The organism is Pseudoalteromonas sp. SG45-1, from assembly GCF_014164135.1.
GTDB lineage: Bacteria > Pseudomonadota > Gammaproteobacteria > Enterobacterales > Alteromonadaceae > Pseudoalteromonas > Pseudoalteromonas distincta.
Window position 1 is genome coordinate 58,711 of sequence record NZ_JACJEP010000008.1, and the last position, 16,004, is coordinate 74,714.

Annotated in this window: 15 protein-coding genes; 6 read left to right on the forward strand and 9 right to left on the reverse strand. The window is 39.7% G+C overall.

All coding sequences use genetic code 11. The annotated features are described in order from the left end of the window. The first annotated feature begins 124 nt into the window (after positions 1–124). From H5117_RS09220 to fur, 5 genes are all read left to right on the forward strand, one after another. A complete protein-coding gene (locus tag H5117_RS09220; protein WP_182737366.1) occupies positions 125–892 on the forward strand; it encodes an alpha/beta fold hydrolase in 768 nt (255 codons plus the stop codon). Between the two features lie 95 nt (positions 893–987). Continuing rightward, positions 988–1,209, forward strand: a complete 222-nt coding sequence (locus tag H5117_RS09225; protein WP_002962930.1) for a DUF2788 domain-containing protein — start codon at positions 988–990, stop codon at positions 1,207–1,209. 2 nt (positions 1,210–1,211) lie between these two features. Further along, positions 1,212–1,490, forward strand: a complete 279-nt coding sequence (gene ybfE / locus H5117_RS09230) for a LexA regulated protein (protein ID WP_002962928.1) — start codon at positions 1,212–1,214, stop codon at positions 1,488–1,490. A 14-nt stretch (positions 1,491–1,504) separates the two neighbouring features. Further along, positions 1,505–2,032, forward strand: coding sequence for a flavodoxin FldA (fldA, locus tag H5117_RS09235; RefSeq protein ID WP_007586856.1), 528 nt, complete (start codon positions 1,505–1,507; stop codon positions 2,030–2,032). A gap of 186 nt (positions 2,033–2,218) precedes the next feature. Further along, entirely contained in the window at positions 2,219–2,662 is a 444-nt protein-coding gene (gene fur, locus H5117_RS09240; RefSeq protein WP_182737368.1) for a ferric iron uptake transcriptional regulator, read from the forward strand. Between the two features lie 110 nt (positions 2,663–2,772). Here the strand turns inward: fur and glnS are convergent, their stop codons facing one another. After that, the gene (gene glnS / locus H5117_RS09245; protein ID WP_182737371.1) at positions 2,773–4,431 is read right to left on the reverse strand and encodes a glutamine--tRNA ligase; all 1,659 of its coding nucleotides are present in this window, start codon (positions 4,429–4,431) and stop codon (positions 2,773–2,775) included. 218 nt (positions 4,432–4,649) lie between these two features. Between glnS and H5117_RS09250 the strand changes: the two genes are divergently transcribed. Then, complete coding sequence (locus H5117_RS09250; RefSeq protein WP_182737373.1) at positions 4,650–5,720, forward strand: DUF3083 family protein; 1,071 nt, start codon at positions 4,650–4,652, stop codon at positions 5,718–5,720. Between the two features lie 58 nt (positions 5,721–5,778). Here H5117_RS09250 and sucD read toward each other — a convergent pair whose 3' ends face one another. The 8 genes from sucD to sdhC form a co-directional block, all read right to left on the reverse strand. Continuing rightward, positions 5,779–6,651: a succinate--CoA ligase subunit alpha gene (gene sucD, locus H5117_RS09255; protein ID WP_002961811.1), complete on the reverse strand. Its 873-nt coding sequence runs from the start codon at positions 6,649–6,651 to the stop codon at positions 5,779–5,781. Then, positions 6,651–7,817 (reverse strand): ADP-forming succinate--CoA ligase subunit beta, encoded by a 1,167-nt coding sequence (sucC, locus tag H5117_RS09260; protein ID WP_002961809.1) that lies wholly within the window; start codon positions 7,815–7,817, stop codon positions 6,651–6,653. The genes sucD and sucC overlap by 1 nt, the downstream gene beginning before the upstream one ends. Positions 7,818–7,994: 177 nt before the next feature. Continuing rightward, complete coding sequence (gene odhB, locus H5117_RS09265) at positions 7,995–9,512, reverse strand: 2-oxoglutarate dehydrogenase complex dihydrolipoyllysine-residue succinyltransferase (RefSeq protein WP_039487977.1); 1,518 nt, start codon at positions 9,510–9,512, stop codon at positions 7,995–7,997. Between the two features lie 3 nt (positions 9,513–9,515). Beyond that, entirely contained in the window at positions 9,516–12,335 is a 2,820-nt protein-coding gene (gene sucA, locus H5117_RS09270; RefSeq protein ID WP_033021680.1) for a 2-oxoglutarate dehydrogenase E1 component, read from the reverse strand. A gap of 91 nt (positions 12,336–12,426) precedes the next feature. After that, complete coding sequence (locus H5117_RS09275) at positions 12,427–13,143, reverse strand: succinate dehydrogenase iron-sulfur subunit (protein WP_002961804.1); 717 nt, start codon at positions 13,141–13,143, stop codon at positions 12,427–12,429. Positions 13,144–13,153: 10 nt separating this feature from the next. Continuing rightward, positions 13,154–14,926: a succinate dehydrogenase flavoprotein subunit gene (gene sdhA, locus H5117_RS09280; RefSeq protein WP_002961801.1), complete on the reverse strand. Its 1,773-nt coding sequence runs from the start codon at positions 14,924–14,926 to the stop codon at positions 13,154–13,156. Next, complete coding sequence (gene sdhD / locus H5117_RS09285) at positions 14,927–15,274, reverse strand: succinate dehydrogenase, hydrophobic membrane anchor protein (protein ID WP_002961798.1); 348 nt, start codon at positions 15,272–15,274, stop codon at positions 14,927–14,929. Continuing rightward, complete coding sequence (sdhC, locus tag H5117_RS09290) at positions 15,265–15,642, reverse strand: succinate dehydrogenase, cytochrome b556 subunit (protein ID WP_122975019.1); 378 nt, start codon at positions 15,640–15,642, stop codon at positions 15,265–15,267. The genes sdhD and sdhC overlap by 10 nt, the downstream gene beginning before the upstream one ends. Between the last annotated feature and the right edge of the window lie 362 nt (positions 15,643–16,004).

Below are 16,004 nucleotides of genomic sequence, written 5' to 3' on the forward strand. Positions count from 1 at the left end.
ATTAATATTTACTAGATTGTTGTTGATTTAACAAACAAAAGCCCAATTTAATAAATAGTCGCTGTATTTTTTGCTTTTTAGAGCAATGCTCGGCAAACTATGGCGAAATTTTCAGGAGGCGTGTATGCAGTTAAATTACAAGCAACAAGGGCAAGGCCCTAATGTTATCTTGATCCACGGACTTTTTGGATCATTAGAAAACCTAAATGTAATCGCAAAACCATTAAGTGAACACTTTAATGTTATTAACGTTGATTTACGCAACCACGGGCTTTCTCCTCATAGTGATGAAATGAACTACCCTGCAATGGCTCAAGATATTGTTGAGTTATTAGCACATTTAAACATAGATAAAGCTCATTTAGTTGGACATTCTATGGGTGGGAAAGTCGCAATGGAATTAGCACTAACACACCCTGAACTGGTAAATAAATTGGTTGTACTTGATATCGCACCTGTTAGTTACCCTTCTCGCCACACAAAAATATTACAAGCATTAAAAGCAGTTTCAACGCAGTCAATAGACGATAGAAAGCAAGCTGATGCAATTATGCAGCCTTATATTGAAGAGCTGGGGGTTCGACAGTTTTTACTTAAAAGCCTCGCTAAAAATGAAGAAGGTCATTTTGCATGGCGATTTAACCTAAATGTGCTTGATGAAAAATATTCAACAATTACGTCCAATGTTAATGAAAACAATTCTTGTTTATGTGATACTCTTTTCATTAAAGGTAATGATTCTGACTATATATTGCCCGAGCATCGTACTGCAATTACAGCACGCTTTAAAAACACCAAGGCTAAAATTATTCATGGCGCAGGTCATTGGCTTCATGCTCAAAAGCCTCTTGCTGTTAATAAAGCGATAAATGACTTTTTAACTGCGGTTTAAAGCAATTTTAATCGCGTGTTTTTGATTCAGCGCACTAAATATATGAATATTTATATGCTATAGTACGCGCCGTTTAATTTAAAGGTTATACGTTGATGGTCAGTCAGTTAATTAACGAATTTGATACCCTAGGGTTGTATTTTGGCTTAGCCGGTATTTTCATATTCATCGGCATGGCAATTAAAGACGTACTAAAAAGTGGCAATGTGCCAAAGTTCGGACAATACATTGTTTGGGGCGTGCTCTTTTTAGGTTGTTCAGGCTTTATTGCTAAAGGGCTTATTCAAGTATTTTGGCAAGGCGCAGGTGTAGGTTAAGCATGGCGAAGTCAGAAACAGATAGAACTACACTCGATTTATTTGAATACGAAAAACGCCCAGGCAGACCTAAAACCAATCCCCTTTCTCGGGATATGCAGTTAAAGGTAAATAAACGTAATCAAATAAAAAGAGATAAAGCACGTGGTTTAAAGCGTGTTGAATTTAAAGTTTCATCGCAGTTATATCAAGCATTGAGTGATATGGCAGATGCACAAAATATTAGCCGCAGTGCGCTGATTGAAACGATTTTACAAGAAAGATTGGCTATTGATACATAAAAGGTTTTAAATCCATGGCAAGTGTAGGCATTTTTTTCGGAAGTGACACAGGTAACACAGAACACGTAGCAAAAATGATCCAAAAAGAATTGGGTAAAAAGCTAGTGGCTGTTCATGATATTGCAAAAAGCTCTAAAGAAGAGATTGCTGAATTTGATTTAATCTTATTCGGTATCCCTACTTGGTACTACGGTGAAGCTCAATGTGACTGGGATGACTTTTTTCCAGAACTTGAGGAAGTAGACTTTGAAGGTAAACTTGTTGCTATTTTTGGTTGTGGTGACCAAGAAGATTACGCTGAGTACTTTTTAGATGCAATGGGCATGATCAACGATATTGTTACTGAACGTGGCGCTATTGTTGTGGGCCATTGGCCAAGTGAAAGCTATGACTTTGAAGCGTCTAAAGGTATGGCTGATGATAAGCACTTTGTAGGTTTGGGTATCGACGAAGACCGTCAACCAGAGCTTACAGAACAACGTGTTAAAGCATGGTCTGCTCAAGTATATGAAGAAATGTGTTTAAGTGAATTAGCTGACTAATTTACTGCATATATCGCTAGCTGTTTAAATAATTATCAAACAGTTAGCGTTTTAAGCTTTAGTGGCAATATATATCAATTGTTCTTTGCACTTAACGCTTAGGCACGTTATCCTGTTTGTTGCTAATGTGTCGTGTACATCTTTGCAAGATGTCTAGTATAACCAAATAAAATTGAGACAGATTTAATGACTGATCATAACTTGGAACTTAAAAAAGCCGGTTTAAAAGTAACTTTACCGCGTATTAAAATATTAGAGATTTTACAATCTCCAGATAACCAACACATCAGTGCTGAAGATGTTTACAAAATTCTTTTGGATCTAGGTGAAGAAATTGGTCTTGCAACTGTATACCGCGTACTTAACCAATTTGATGATGCGGGTATTGTAAGCCGTCATCACTTTGAAGGCGGAAAATCAGTATTTGAACTTTCTGGAAGCACTCACCACGATCATTTAGTATGTTTGAAATGTGGCAAAGTGGTAGAGTTTGAAGATGAGATGATTGAACGTCGTCAACTTGAAATTGCTGAAGAAAATGGTATTACTCTTACAAATCATTCTTTGTATTTATACGGTGAGTGTAATGATAAAGCAGCGTGTAAAGAGTTTAGCGACGCTAACAGCTAATATCGCTTTTAAACGCAATAAAAAAACCTGCTAAGTGCAGGTTTTTTTGTGCCTAAAAGACGATAATATTGAATATACCCAGTAAATCCTGGGTATATTTTAAGTATTACTTATTGAGTTTTAGACCATGAATCGCGAAGACCCACGGTTTGATTAAATACAACGTTCTCTGATTTAGAATCACGAGAGAAATAACCTGTACGCTCAAACTGAAAGCCCTGATCTGCTTGCGAGTTAGCAAGCGATGGTTCTAATTTAGCATTAGGTAAAACAACCAGTGACTCCGGGTTTAGCGTAGTTTCAAATTCCTCTGCAGCTGCTGGATTTGGTACGCTAAACAAACGGTCGTATAAACGAACTTCTGCAGTAATAGACTCTGGTGCTGAAACCCAATGAATAACACCTTTTACTTTACGACCATCACTTGGGTTTTTACCAAGTGTTTCGCTGTCGTAAGTACAGAAGATAGTTGTGATTTCGCCATTTTCGTCTTTTTCAACACGCTGCGCTTTAATAACATAAGCACCACGTAAGCGTACTTCTTTATCAAGTACTAAACGTTTGAATTTGTTATTCGCTTCTTCTTTAAAGTCTTCTCGTTCAATATAGATTTCACGAGTAAATGGAACATCACGACGCCCCATTTCTTCTTTATTTGGGTGATTAGCCACTGATAAAGTTTCAACTTTATCTGCATCGTAGTTTTCAATAACGATTTTAACAGGATCGAGTACAGCCATTGCACGTGGTGCATTTTCGTTTAAGTCTTCACGGATACAGGCTTCAAGCATGCCCATTTCAACCATATTCTCTTGTTTTGTTACACCAATACGCAAACAAAATTCACGAATTGAACCTGGTGTATAACCACGACGACGTAAACCTGCAATAGTAGGCATACGAGGGTCATCCCACCCTTCTACATAGTTATTTACTACTAAATCATTTAGCTTACGCTTTGACATAATAGTGTATTCAAGATTTAAGCGCGAAAACTCAATTTGTTGCGGGTGACACTCTAAACTAATGTTATCAAGTACCCAGTCGTATAAACGACGGTTATCTTGAAACTCTAATGTACATAATGAATGTGTAATACCTTCAAGCGCATCAGAAATACAATGAGTGAAGTCATACATTGGGTAAATGCACCACTTGTCAGCTGTTTGGTGATGATGAGCAAAACGTACACGGTAAATAATTGGATCGCGAAGCACCATAAATGAGCTTGCCATATCAATTTTAGCACGCAGTACACATTCACCTTCTTTGAATTCGCCAGCGCGCATTTTTTCAAATAACGCTAGGTTTTCTTCAACTGAAGTATCTCTATAAGGACTGTTTTTACCTGGCTCTTTTAATGTACCACGGTACTGTCGTGCTTCGTCTGCAGTTAAAAAACAAACGTACGCTAAGCCTTTTTCAATAAGCTCTACTGCGTAACCATATAAAGTATCAAAATAGTTAGAAGAATACTTTATGTCGCCATCCCAATTAAAGCCTAACCACTGTACATCCTCTTTAATAGAGTTAACGTAGTTAATGTCTTCTTTTTCAGGGTTTGTATCGTCAAAACGTAGGTTACATAAACCGTTGTAGTCTTTTGCGATACCAAAATTCAAACAAATTGATTTGGCATGGCCAATATGTAAAAAACCATTTGGCTCAGGTGGAAAACGTGTATGCGTTGTCGCATGTTTGCCACTTGCTAAGTCTTCATCAATTCGGGTTCTAATAAAGTTACTTGGGCGATTCTCAATTTCCGCCATAGGAGTGTGATCCTCTAAATATTACGTAATAACAAAACTAATGCATTATTACAAAAACATACACTAACATACAGCAATAGATTAAGGTTTATTTTAGATATTGATTAACTTTAATCCACTTGTTCAATTGTTTATGAATAAAATTTGTTTTAACGCAACATTTAGGTCATCAAAGCCAATTATAGTAGCTAAATAACCTACTTTATAAGGATTCTAAGATGGCGACACTTAATCAACACCGTGTATATATTCCAACTAATGCACGCGCTAACCACTATTTATTGGCTGAAATAATACCCAACGAAGCATTTTATAATAGCTTTAGCACTATAAACTGTTGCTACGAGCGTATTGCGCGTCAATTATTTGCATGTTGTGATGAGTATGAACTGCATAATGTACATTTATTAGCAAACGATAAACTACCGGTTGTACGCTTTCATGATGAGTCATATCAACTAGAAACCGACAAGCAGATGTTGTTTTTTTATAACCCTCGTTATCACGAGGCACATAAAATTTATTACTCACCAGATATAAAAAGTAAGAAAATACGTTTCTTGTTTTTAGCCACGGGTGAAGACTTACGTGCAAACTCAGCTTTGTTTCACAATAGAGTGCAAAAAGTATTAAACTTACTCCAAGAACAGTTATTTATAAATCAGCCCCAATTTAAACTTCGCGATCACCAACATCTAACTTACGATTTATTTGCTAAAGATAAGGGAAATAAAGAGAGTTATGGATATAAACTCAGAAGCCTCTACCCTCGTTATCAATCAAGGCAATGTAATATTCCTAGTGACTATGCTGAAATGACTTACGCAACATTTACCATTGCGGTTTCTCGGGCCATCAAAACACAGTTTCAAACAATGGTGAACAATAACGATGTGGAAAAGTTTTATGATTACTTTGCAGATAGTTTTAAACGCGCATGTGAACAAAACAAACTAACACACGGTGCAATGGTAGCTAATGGCGCAATACCCATTGTCCGAAACAGTAAAATAGATAAAAATGAAGGTAATACAGAGTTACAAAAGTTGAGTTTTGATGTTGAATCAAATGAAAATCAAATTAAGTATTTTTATGAAACAACAAAATTAGTAGAAACACTACATTTTGTTATTGTCGCAACGCAGCAGGATAAACATGAAATTGGTTATGGCCGCTTTATGAACCAAGTAGAGAAAACAATTCATGCATTATGTAACGAGCTGGCCATAAATAAGCAACGACAAGATTTGTCTGTACGCTTTTTTCAGCATATTAGTTATCCGTTCTAAATTTACCTCAATAACAAAAAGGCCCGCATAAGCGGGCCTTTTCAGAGGAAACAAGCAATTACCAGCCTGTTTTCTCTTTAAGTGCTTTACCGATTTCAGCAAGTGAACGTACAGTTTTTACGCCCGCAGCTTCTAATGCAGCAAATTTCTCATCAGCAGTACCTTTACCGCCTGCGATGATTGCGCCAGCGTGACCCATACGCTTACCTTCTGGTGCAGTAACACCAGCAATGTAAGATACTACAGGTTTAGTTACGTTAGCTTTGATGTACTCTGCAGCTTCTTCTTCTGCAGTACCACCAATTTCACCAATCATTACGATTGCTTCAGTTTGTGGATCTTTTTCGAACATTTCTAGAACGTCGATAAAGTTAGTACCTGGGATTGGATCACCACCAATACCAACACACGTAGACTGACCAAAACCAGCATCAGTAGTTTGCTTAACCGCTTCGTACGTTAAAGTACCAGAGCGAGAAACAATACCTACTTTACCAGGTTTATGGATGTGACCAGGCATGATACCAATCTTAGTCTCACCAGGAGTAATAACACCTGGACAGTTAGGACCGATCATACGAGTACCTGTTTGATCTAGTTTAACTTTAACGTCAACCATATCAAGCGTAGGGATACCTTCAGTGATACAAACAATCAGCTCGATGCCAGCATCGATAGCTTCTAAGATTGCATCTTTACAGAAAGGAGCTGGTACGTAGATAACTGAAGCAGTTGCGCCAGTTTCTTGAACAGCATCACGAACTGTGTTGAATACAGGAAGACCAAGGTGCGTTTGACCGCCTTTACCTGGGCTTACACCACCAACCATTTGTGTACCGTACTCAAGCGCTTGCTCTGAGTGGAAAGTACCTTGGCCACCAGTGAAACCTTGACAGATAACTTTTGTATCTTTATTGATTAATACAGACATTATTTGCCCTCCGCAGCAGCAACAACTTTCTCAGCAGCGTCTGTTAGTGATTCAGCAGCAATGATATCTAGACCTGAGTTCTTAAGAACTTCACGACCTAATTCAGCATTAGTACCTTCTAAACGTACAACTACAGGTACATTTACGCCAACTTCTTTAACTGCGCCAATGATACCTTCAGCAATCATGTCACAACGTACAATACCGCCAAAGATGTTTACTAAAACAGCTTTAACATTATCGTCAGAAAGGATGATTTTGAATGCTTCAGAAACACGTTCTTTAGTCGCGCCGCCGCCAACATCTAGGAAGTTAGCCGGTTTGCCGCCGTGTAGGTTTACGATGTCCATAGTACCCATTGCTAGGCCTGCACCGTTAACCATACAACCAACATTGCCATCTAGCGCAACGTAGTTAAGCTCGAAGCTTGCTGCGTGTGCTTCACGTGCATCTTCTTGAGATGGATCGTGGAACTCACGGATTTTAGGTTGACGGTAAAGTGCATTACCATCAATACCGATTTTTCCGTCAAGACAGTGAAGGTTACCTTCGTCTGTAATTACTAACGGGTTGATCTCAAGTAGTGCGAAATCAAAATCAGTAAACATGTTACCAAGACCCATAAAGATCTTAACAAACTGCTTCATTTGTACTGGGTTAAGACCCAATTTAAAGCCTAGTTCACGTGCTTGGTAAGCTTGAGGACCCACTAATGGATCAATTTCAGCTTTGTGGATAAGCTCTGGTGTTTCTTCTGCAACAGTTTCAATTTCAACGCCGCCTTCAGTAGACGCCATGAAAACTACTTTGCGAGATGCACGGTCAACTACTGCACCTAGGTACAATTCGTTAGCAATGTCAGTACAGCTTTCAACTAAAATTTTAGCTACTGGCTGACCTTTCTCGTCTGTTTGGTAAGTAACTAGGTTTTTACCCAACCAGTTAGCTGCAAACGCTTTTACTTCGTCGATAGTTTTTACTAGCTTTACACCGCCAGCTTTACCACGTCCACCTGCGTGAACCTGAGTTTTAACAACCCACATATCACCGCCGATTTTTTCAGCAGCTGCTGCAGCTTCTTCAGGTGTATCGCAAGCGAAACCCTGAGAAACTGGTAAACCATATTCGGCAAAAAGTTGTTTTGCCTGATACTCATGCAAATTCATGATGCTTTATCCAATTTTTTATACTAAAAGAGCTGAATATTTTTTCAAATAAACAACTATCCCAAATTGCGCACCTAGTATAGATCCCAAGGCTTAACATGAAAACCCCAGTAAGACCAAAGGCGCAAAAAAAAAGCTGTGAATGTTCATTCACAGCTTACATTTCATACAACTAGATTAAACATCTAGCAATAAGCGAGTTGGATCTTCAAGTAACTCTTTAATAGTCACTAAGAAACCAACTGATTCTTTACCATCAATGATACGGTGGTCATAAGAAAGAGCTAAATACATCATAGGAAGTATTTCTACTTTACCATTTACAGCCATCGGACGGTCTTGGATTTTATGCATACCCAAAATTGAAGACTGTGGCAAGTTAATGATAGGTGTAGATAGTAATGAACCAAATACGCCGCCATTAGTAATAGTGAAATTACCACCGGTCATATCTGCAAGCGTTAGCTTACCATCACGACCTTTAAGTGCTAATTCGCGAATACCCTTTTCGATTTCAGCAACAGATAGTTTGTCACAATCTTTAAGTACTGGAGTAACTAAACCACGTGGAGTAGATACTGCAATGCTGATATCAAAATAGTTATGGTAAACAATATCGTCACCATCAATTGATGCATTAACATCTGGGAAGCGTTTAAGTGCTTCAGTTACCGCTTTCACGTAGAAAGACATGAAACCTAAACGAATGCCATGACGCTTTTCAAATACTTCTTGGTACTGCTTACGAAGGCTCATGATTGGTTCCATGTTCACTTCGTTGAATGTTGTTAACATTGCAGTTGAATTTTTAGCTTCAAGAAGACGTGTAGCAATAGTTTTACGCAAGCGAGTCATAGGAACACGTTTTTGAGTACGATCGCCCATCGGTGCTGCAGGAGCAGAAGCTTCTGCTTTTTTAGCCGCTGGCGCTGGTGCTTTTAAGAACGTATCAACGTCTTCTTTAGTTACGCGGCCATTTTTACCCGTGCCGTTAATTTTAGAAGCGTCTAAGCCTTTCTCAGCAATTAAACGACGAACTGATGGTGTTAACACATCTGAACTTTCGCTAGAATCTGCTGCTGGCGTTTCGTCTGCTTTTGCAGCTGGAGCCGCTGGTGCACCGCCTGCTTTAACCGAACCAATTACTTGCTCGCCTAGTACAGTATCGCCTTCGTTGTGAATGATATCACCCATGATGCCATCTTCTTGAGCTACTACTTCAAGAACAACTTTATCTGTTTCAATATCTACCAAGTTTTGGTCGCGTGTTACTGCGTCACCTGGTTGTACATGCCATGTAGCAATTGTTGCGTCTGCAACTGATTCTGGAAGTACAGGTACTTTAATGTCCACTTCTTTACCTTCTGATGCTGGTGCTGATTGCGCCGCTGGCGCGTCTTCTGATTTAGCTGGTGCTGATTCTTCTTTAGATGAACCTTCACTTGCTGGCGCTGCATCAGCATCACCAAGTAAACCCATAACTTGATCGCCAAGTACGGTTGCACCTTCTTCTTGTGATATTTCTGTAATTACACCGTCATGCTGTGCAACAACTTCTAAAACCACTTTATCTGTTTCAATGTCTACTAAGTTTTGATCGCGAGTTACTTTGTCGCCAACACTTACATGCCATGTAGCAACGGTAGCATCTGCAACCGACTCAGGAAGAACAGGAACTTTAATTTCTGTGCTCATTGCTTATCCTTTATTTTCTATAGTAAGCGCGTCGGCAACGAGCGCTTGTTGTTCTTTAGTATGTACTGACATGTAACCACACGCTGGTGATGCAGACGCTTTACGTCCTGCATATTTTAATTTAGCACCTTGTGGGATTGCATCAATAAAGTGATGTTGTGAACAATACCATGCACCTTGGTTTTGTGGCTCTTCTTGACACCATACAAAATCAGTTACGTGTTGGTAACGCTCCATAATTGTTTGCATTTCGTCATGTGGGAACGGATATAACTGCTCAACACGAACAATAGCAATATTATCTTGCTCTAGCTTACGACGCTCTTGTAATAGTTCGTAATAAACTTTACCACTACAAAATACAACGCGTTCAACTTTCTCAGGGTTAATATCATCAACTTCGTCGATCATATTATGGAAAACACCATGCGATAGCTCTTCAAGCGATGAAGTTGCAAGAGGATGACGAAGCAACGACTTAGGCGTCATAACAATCAACGGACGACGTAGTGGTCGAACTGATTGACGACGAAGCATAGCGTAAACTTGTGCAGGAGTAGATGGAACACATACTTGCATGTTGTGATCAGCACATAGTTGTAGGAAACGCTCTAAACGAGCTGAACTATGTTCTGGACCTTGTCCTTCGTAGCCATGTGGTAACAAAATTGTAAGACCACATAAACGGCCCCATTTTTGCTCACCAGAACTTAGGAACTGGTCAAATACAACTTGTGCACCGTTGGCGAAATCACCAAACTGTGCTTCCCAAAGTACTAATGAAGTAGGCTCTGCAGTTGCATAACCGTATTCAAAAGCAACAACAGCTTCTTCAGATAAAACAGAGTCAAATACTTCAAAAGTACCTTGATCTTCGCTTAAGTGCTGTAGAGGTGTATAAGTAGCGCCGTCTGATTGACTGTGAACAACAGCATGACGATGGAAGAATGTACCACGCCCAGAATCCTGACCAGTTAAACGAATGTCAGTGCCTTCAGTTGCAATTGTTGCATAAGCAAGTGTTTCTGCCATACCCCAATCTAGAGGTTTCTCACCAGAAGCCATTAGTTTACGGTCGTCATAGATCTTTTTAACGCGTGACTGTGCTTTATATTGCTCTGGGTAAGAAGCGATTTTCTCACCGAGTGCTTTGAGCTCTTCAACAGGTACGCTGGCATCGTAATCAACATCCCATTCATGGCCAACATACTTTGCCCAATCTGAAGAATGCGATGTCTCTGGTTGTATTTCTGAAACAACACAGTTGCCTTCGTCTAATGCATTACGGTACTCATCAGCAAGTGCTTTTATTTCTTGTTCAGAAAAAGAGCCTTCAGCTATAAGTTGATCTGCGTAAATTAAGCGTGGAACTGGGTGCTTTTTAATTTTTTGGTACATAACAGGCTGAGTTGCATTAGGCTCATCAGCTTCATTGTGACCATGGCGACGGTAACATACTAAATCGATTACTACGTCACGTTTAAACTGGTTTCTGAAATCAAGTGCAATTTGAGTAACAAATGCAACTGCTTCAGGGTCATCAGAGTTAACATGGAAGATAGGTGACTGAACCATTTTAGCAATGTCAGTACAGTAATCTGTAGAGCGTACATCGTCTTGTTTTGATGTAGTAAAACCAACTTGGTTATTTACAACAATACGAATACTACCACCACAACTAAACGCGTTAGTTTGTGATAAGTTAAACGTTTCTTGTACAACACCTTGGCCTGTAACCGCAGAATCACCATGAATTGTAATTGGTAAAGCTTTAATACCAGAACTGTCACCTAAGCGATCAAGACGAGCACGTACTGAGCCCATAACAACTGGATTTACAATTTCAAGATGAGACGGGTTAAACGCAAGCGCCATATGAACATTGCCACCTTTAGTAGCAAAGTCAGATGAATAACCCATGTGGTATTTAACATCGCCAGAACTTAATGTTTCTTTATGTTTACCAGCAAACTCATCAAATAATTCTGATGGATTTTTACCAAGTACATTTACAAGAACATTTAAACGACCACGGTGAGCCATACCAATAACAGCTTCTTGTTGGCCGCTTTCACCTGCGCGGTGAATAAGCTCTTTTAACATTGGAACTAGCGCATCGCCACCTTCAAGTGAGAAACGCTTAGCACCTGGGAACTTAGCCCCTAAATATTTTTCAAGTCCGTCAGCAGCAGTTAATCCTTTTAGGATACGCAGCTTTTCGTCTTTTTCGAATTTTGGCCTAGACTGGACAGATTCTAAACGCTGTTGTAACCAACGCTTTTCCTCTGTTGATGTGATGTGCATATACTCAGCGCCAATTGAACCACAATATGTAGTTTTTAGTGCTTGGTATAGTTCACCTAAAGGCATAGTATCGCGGCCTACAGCAAACGATCCTACGTTAAACTCGCGGTCAAAATCACTTGAAGATAAGTCGTGGTACTCTAGCTCTAAATCTCGTACACGCTCTCGTTGCCAAATACCTAATGGATCTAGGTTTGCATTTTGGTGTCCACGAAAACGGAAAGCATTAATAAGTTGTAGAACTTTAACCTGTTTAAGGTCACCGCCACTACCCTCTGCTACCACTACTTCTCTATGCTTGTTTTTTGCAAGCTGTGCAAACTGCGTTCGAACTTCTGAATGTTTTACTTCAACATCCACACCATCAACTTTAGGTAATTGTTCGAACACTTCTCGCCATTCATCTGGCACAGAAGTCGCATCGTCTAAATACGCTTCATAAAGCTCTTCTACATAAGCAACGTTGCCGCCGTTTAAATGTGAAGATTCTAGCCATGCCTTCATCACACCTTCGTGCATTTATAAGCCCTTTTCTTTAGCGCAGAAATTAATAGTTATCATAACAAGATGGCTAATAATCTGTATTAGCCATCTTACGTTTACTAAGTAATCAAACCGCTCGGTTTAATAACATAGATTTGATTTGCCCAATTGCTTTAGTCGGGTTAAGACCCTTAGGACAAACGCTAACACAGTTCATGATACTGTGGCAACGGAACACACTGAACGCATCGTCTAAATCCGCTAAACGTTCTTCAGTTGCTGTATCTCGGCTATCAGCTAAGAAACGGTAAGCGTGAAGAAGGCCTGCTGGACCAATGAACTTGTCTGGATTCCACCAGAACGAAGGACACGATGTCGAACAACATGCACACAAAATACACTCATATAGCCCATCTAATTTATCACGTTCTTCAATAGATTGAAGACGCTCGCCTGCTGCAGGCTGATCATTAATTAAATAAGGTTTAACTTTTTCGTACTGAGTGTAGAACTGACTCATGTCAATAACAAGGTCACGAACCACAGGTAAGCCTGGTAATGGACGTACTACAATTTTACCTTTGCCATTTTTTTGTAGCGTAGATAAAGGAGTAATACATGCTAAACCATTTTTACCATTCATGTTAACACCATCAGATCCACACACACCTTCACGGCATGAACGACGAAAAGATAGTGTAGGATCTTGTTCTTTTAAAAGAATAAGTGCATCTAACACCATCATGTCGTGACCTTCCTCTGTTTGCAAGGTGTATTCTTGCATACGAGGAGCGTTGTCAACATCTGGATTATAACGATAAACTGAAAATTGTACTTGTGCCATCGTCTATCTCCTAGTAAACACGTGCTTTAGGTGGGAAAGCTTCACGCGTTTTAGGCGCATAGTTTACATCACGCTTACTCATTTCATCCGTTACAGGATTGAATACTGAGTGACATAACCAGTTTTCGTCATCACGATCTGGGTAGTCAAAGCGAGAATGTGCACCACGGCTTTCTGTACGGAAGTTTGCAGCTACTGCAGTTGAGTAAGCTGTTTCCATTAAGTTATCTAGTTCAAGACATTCGATACGCTGCGTATTGAAGTCTGATGATTTATCATCAAGACGAGCATGTTGCAGACGTTCACGAATTTCTTTAAGTTCTTGAAGACCTGAAGCCATTGAATCGCCTTCACGGAATACCGAGAAGTTAAGCTGCATACATTGCTGTAGGTCTTTTTTGATTTGAACTGGATCTTCACCTTGGCCAGCCGTTGAATTTTCCCAACGGTTGTAACGTGCAAGAGACGCTTCTAAATCTGACTCTGAAGCCGCTTTTGATACTTCAACATCTTTAAGGTATTTACCTAAGAAGTTACCAGCAGCACGGCCAAATACAACTAAATCTAGTAATGAGTTACCACCTAGGCGGTTTGCACCGTGTACAGATACACATGCAATCTCACCAACAGCAAATAAACCTTCAACTACTTTTTCGTTGCCTTGAGCATCGATTTGTAGTGCTTGTCCATTTACGTTAGTAGGAACACCACCCATCATATAATGACAAGTAGGAATTACTGGAATTGGCTCTTTAGCTGGATCAACGTGAGCGAAAGTTTTAGCTAGGTCACATACGCCAGGAAGACGTAGGTTAAGCGTTTCTTCACCTAAATGGTCAAGTTTCAGCTTGATATGAGGACCCCAAGGACCATCACAACCACGACCTTCACGGATTTCAGTCATCATTGAACGCGCAACAACATCGCGAGACGCTAAGTCTTTTGCATTTGGTGCGTAACGTTCCATGAAGCGCTCGCCATCTTTATTTAAAAGATAACCGCCTTCACCACGACAACCTTCAGTTACTAGCGTACCAGCACCTGCAATACCCGTTGGGTGGAACTGCCACATTTCCATGTCTTGCATAGAAATACCAGCGCGTGTTGCCATACCAACACCGTCACCGGTGTTAATGTGAGCATTTGTTGTTGATGCGAATATACGACCTGCACCACCAGTGGCTAATACAACTGCTTTAGATTTGAAGAAAGTGATTTCACCTGTTTCAATCTCAATTGCTGTACACCCTACTACATCGCCATTGTCGTTTTTAACTAAGTCAAGTGCATACCACTCAGAGAATACATTTGTTTTGTTTTTAACGTTTTGTTGATATAGAAGATGAAGTAAAGCATGACCAGTACGGTCAGCTGCAGCAGCAGTACGTGCGGCTTGTTCACCACCAAAGTTTTTCGATTGACCACCGAAAGGACGTTGGTAAACACGGCCATTTTCAAAACGAGAAAATGGTAGTCCCATGTTTTCTAATTCAGTAATAGCTTCTGGGCCAGTTTGACACATGTATTCAATAGCGTCTTGGTCACCGATAAAATCGGAACCCTTAACGGTATCGTACATATGCCATTCCCAGTTGTCTTCGTGTGAATTACCAAGCGCTACTGTAATACCACCTTGAGCAGATACAGTGTGTGAGCGCGTTGGAAATACTTTAGATATTAATGCACACGTTTTGCCAGATTCTGTAATTGCTAAAGCAGCGCGCATACCAGCACCACCTGCACCAATTACTACGGCGTCAAATTCACGAACAGAATATTTCACTTAAACACCCCATAATACGATTAGACCAATAGCTACGTAAGCAACGGCCATTAGGTTTAAAACAAAACCTAAAACAGCACGCAACTTCGAACACTTAACATAGTCTGTAAGAACTTGCCAAAGGCCAATGCGGGTATGAACCATAATGCAAATAAGGGTAATTAAAGTAAACCCTTTCATTGCTAGGTTAGAGAAGAGGCCTGTCCAGGCTTCGAAAGTGACTTCTGGCGTCGCTAAAAAATAGCCGATAATAAAAATCGCGTACGCGCTGATTATTAATGCCGTGGTACGTAAAGATACGAAATCTTGTACACCATCACGTTTTAGAGTTGCTTGATTTAAAACCATATCCACACCCCTGCCAATACGGCAAACACAACACCAAGAGCCATTGATACTTTAGCGCTGAGGTTACCTGATTCAAGTTCTTCCCAATGTCCCATATCCATAATCATATGACGGATGCCACCAATAAGGTGATAACCTAATACAGAAACAGTGCCCCAAGCTATAAATTTGGCAATGAATCCGTTAAACAGACCCTTGACGAATTCAAAACCTTCAGCTGAAGAGAGAGACTCAGACCAAGCCCAAATGACAAACGTTAAAGCAAAAAACAATGCAACACCGGTGACGCGGTGAAAAATTGAAGCTTTAGCCGTTGCCGGCATAGATATAGTTGTTAGATCTAGATTTACAGGTCTTTGCTTTTTCACAGTTACTTGCCCATCTTTGCTCACAGTGGAGCTCATCTACTTGTTTTTCTAAAAACCCACCAAATATTATTGATGGAACTATAAGAATAAACGTATCAAAATAGTTAAAGTTCACAAAACAGTAAATTTTAAGCTGTTAAGAATATGTTTACCCAAATACAATACGGTTTAAAACCACCGTTAGTATATATACCCACAGGACTTTTTACAATTCTTGTTTATTTAGAGATGTTTGCGAATTAGCCAATAGTATTATATTTAATTAATACCGAATATTTATTATACATATATGCATAATGTTTATAAAAATTGACTTTAACCCCCTCTTTCACGTTAAAATGCGAAGATGTGCTTAAAACAGA

Bases quoted from the DNA above. Each gene is read 5' to 3' on its own strand.
- ybfE (WP_002962928.1), top strand. From the start codon at position 1,212: ATGGCGAAGTCAGAAACAGATAGAACTACACTCGATTTATTTGAATAC.
- H5117_RS09220 (WP_182737366.1), top strand. From the start codon at position 125: ATGCAGTTAAATTACAAGCAACAAGGGCAAGGCCCTAATGTTATCTTG.
- H5117_RS09225 (WP_002962930.1), top strand. From the start codon at position 988: ATGGTCAGTCAGTTAATTAACGAATTTGATACCCTAGGGTTGTATTTT.
- fur (WP_182737368.1), top strand. From the start codon at position 2,219: ATGACTGATCATAACTTGGAACTTAAAAAAGCCGGTTTAAAAGTAACT.
- glnS (WP_182737371.1), bottom strand. From the start codon at position 4,431: ATGGCGGAAATTGAGAATCGCCCAAGTAACTTTATTAGAACCCGAATT.
- H5117_RS09275 (WP_002961804.1), bottom strand. From the start codon at position 13,143: ATGGCACAAGTACAATTTTCAGTTTATCGTTATAATCCAGATGTTGAC.
- sucD (WP_002961811.1), bottom strand. From the start codon at position 6,651: ATGTCTGTATTAATCAATAAAGATACAAAAGTTATCTGTCAAGGTTTC.
- fldA (WP_007586856.1), top strand. From the start codon at position 1,505: ATGGCAAGTGTAGGCATTTTTTTCGGAAGTGACACAGGTAACACAGAA.
- sdhD (WP_002961798.1), bottom strand. From the start codon at position 15,274: ATGGTTTTAAATCAAGCAACTCTAAAACGTGATGGTGTACAAGATTTC.
- sucA (WP_033021680.1), bottom strand. From the start codon at position 12,335: ATGCACGAAGGTGTGATGAAGGCATGGCTAGAATCTTCACATTTAAAC.
- H5117_RS09250 (WP_182737373.1), top strand. From the start codon at position 4,650: ATGGCGACACTTAATCAACACCGTGTATATATTCCAACTAATGCACGC.
- sucC (WP_002961809.1), bottom strand. From the start codon at position 7,817: ATGAATTTGCATGAGTATCAGGCAAAACAACTTTTTGCCGAATATGGT.
- odhB (WP_039487977.1), bottom strand. From the start codon at position 9,512: ATGAGCACAGAAATTAAAGTTCCTGTTCTTCCTGAGTCGGTTGCAGAT.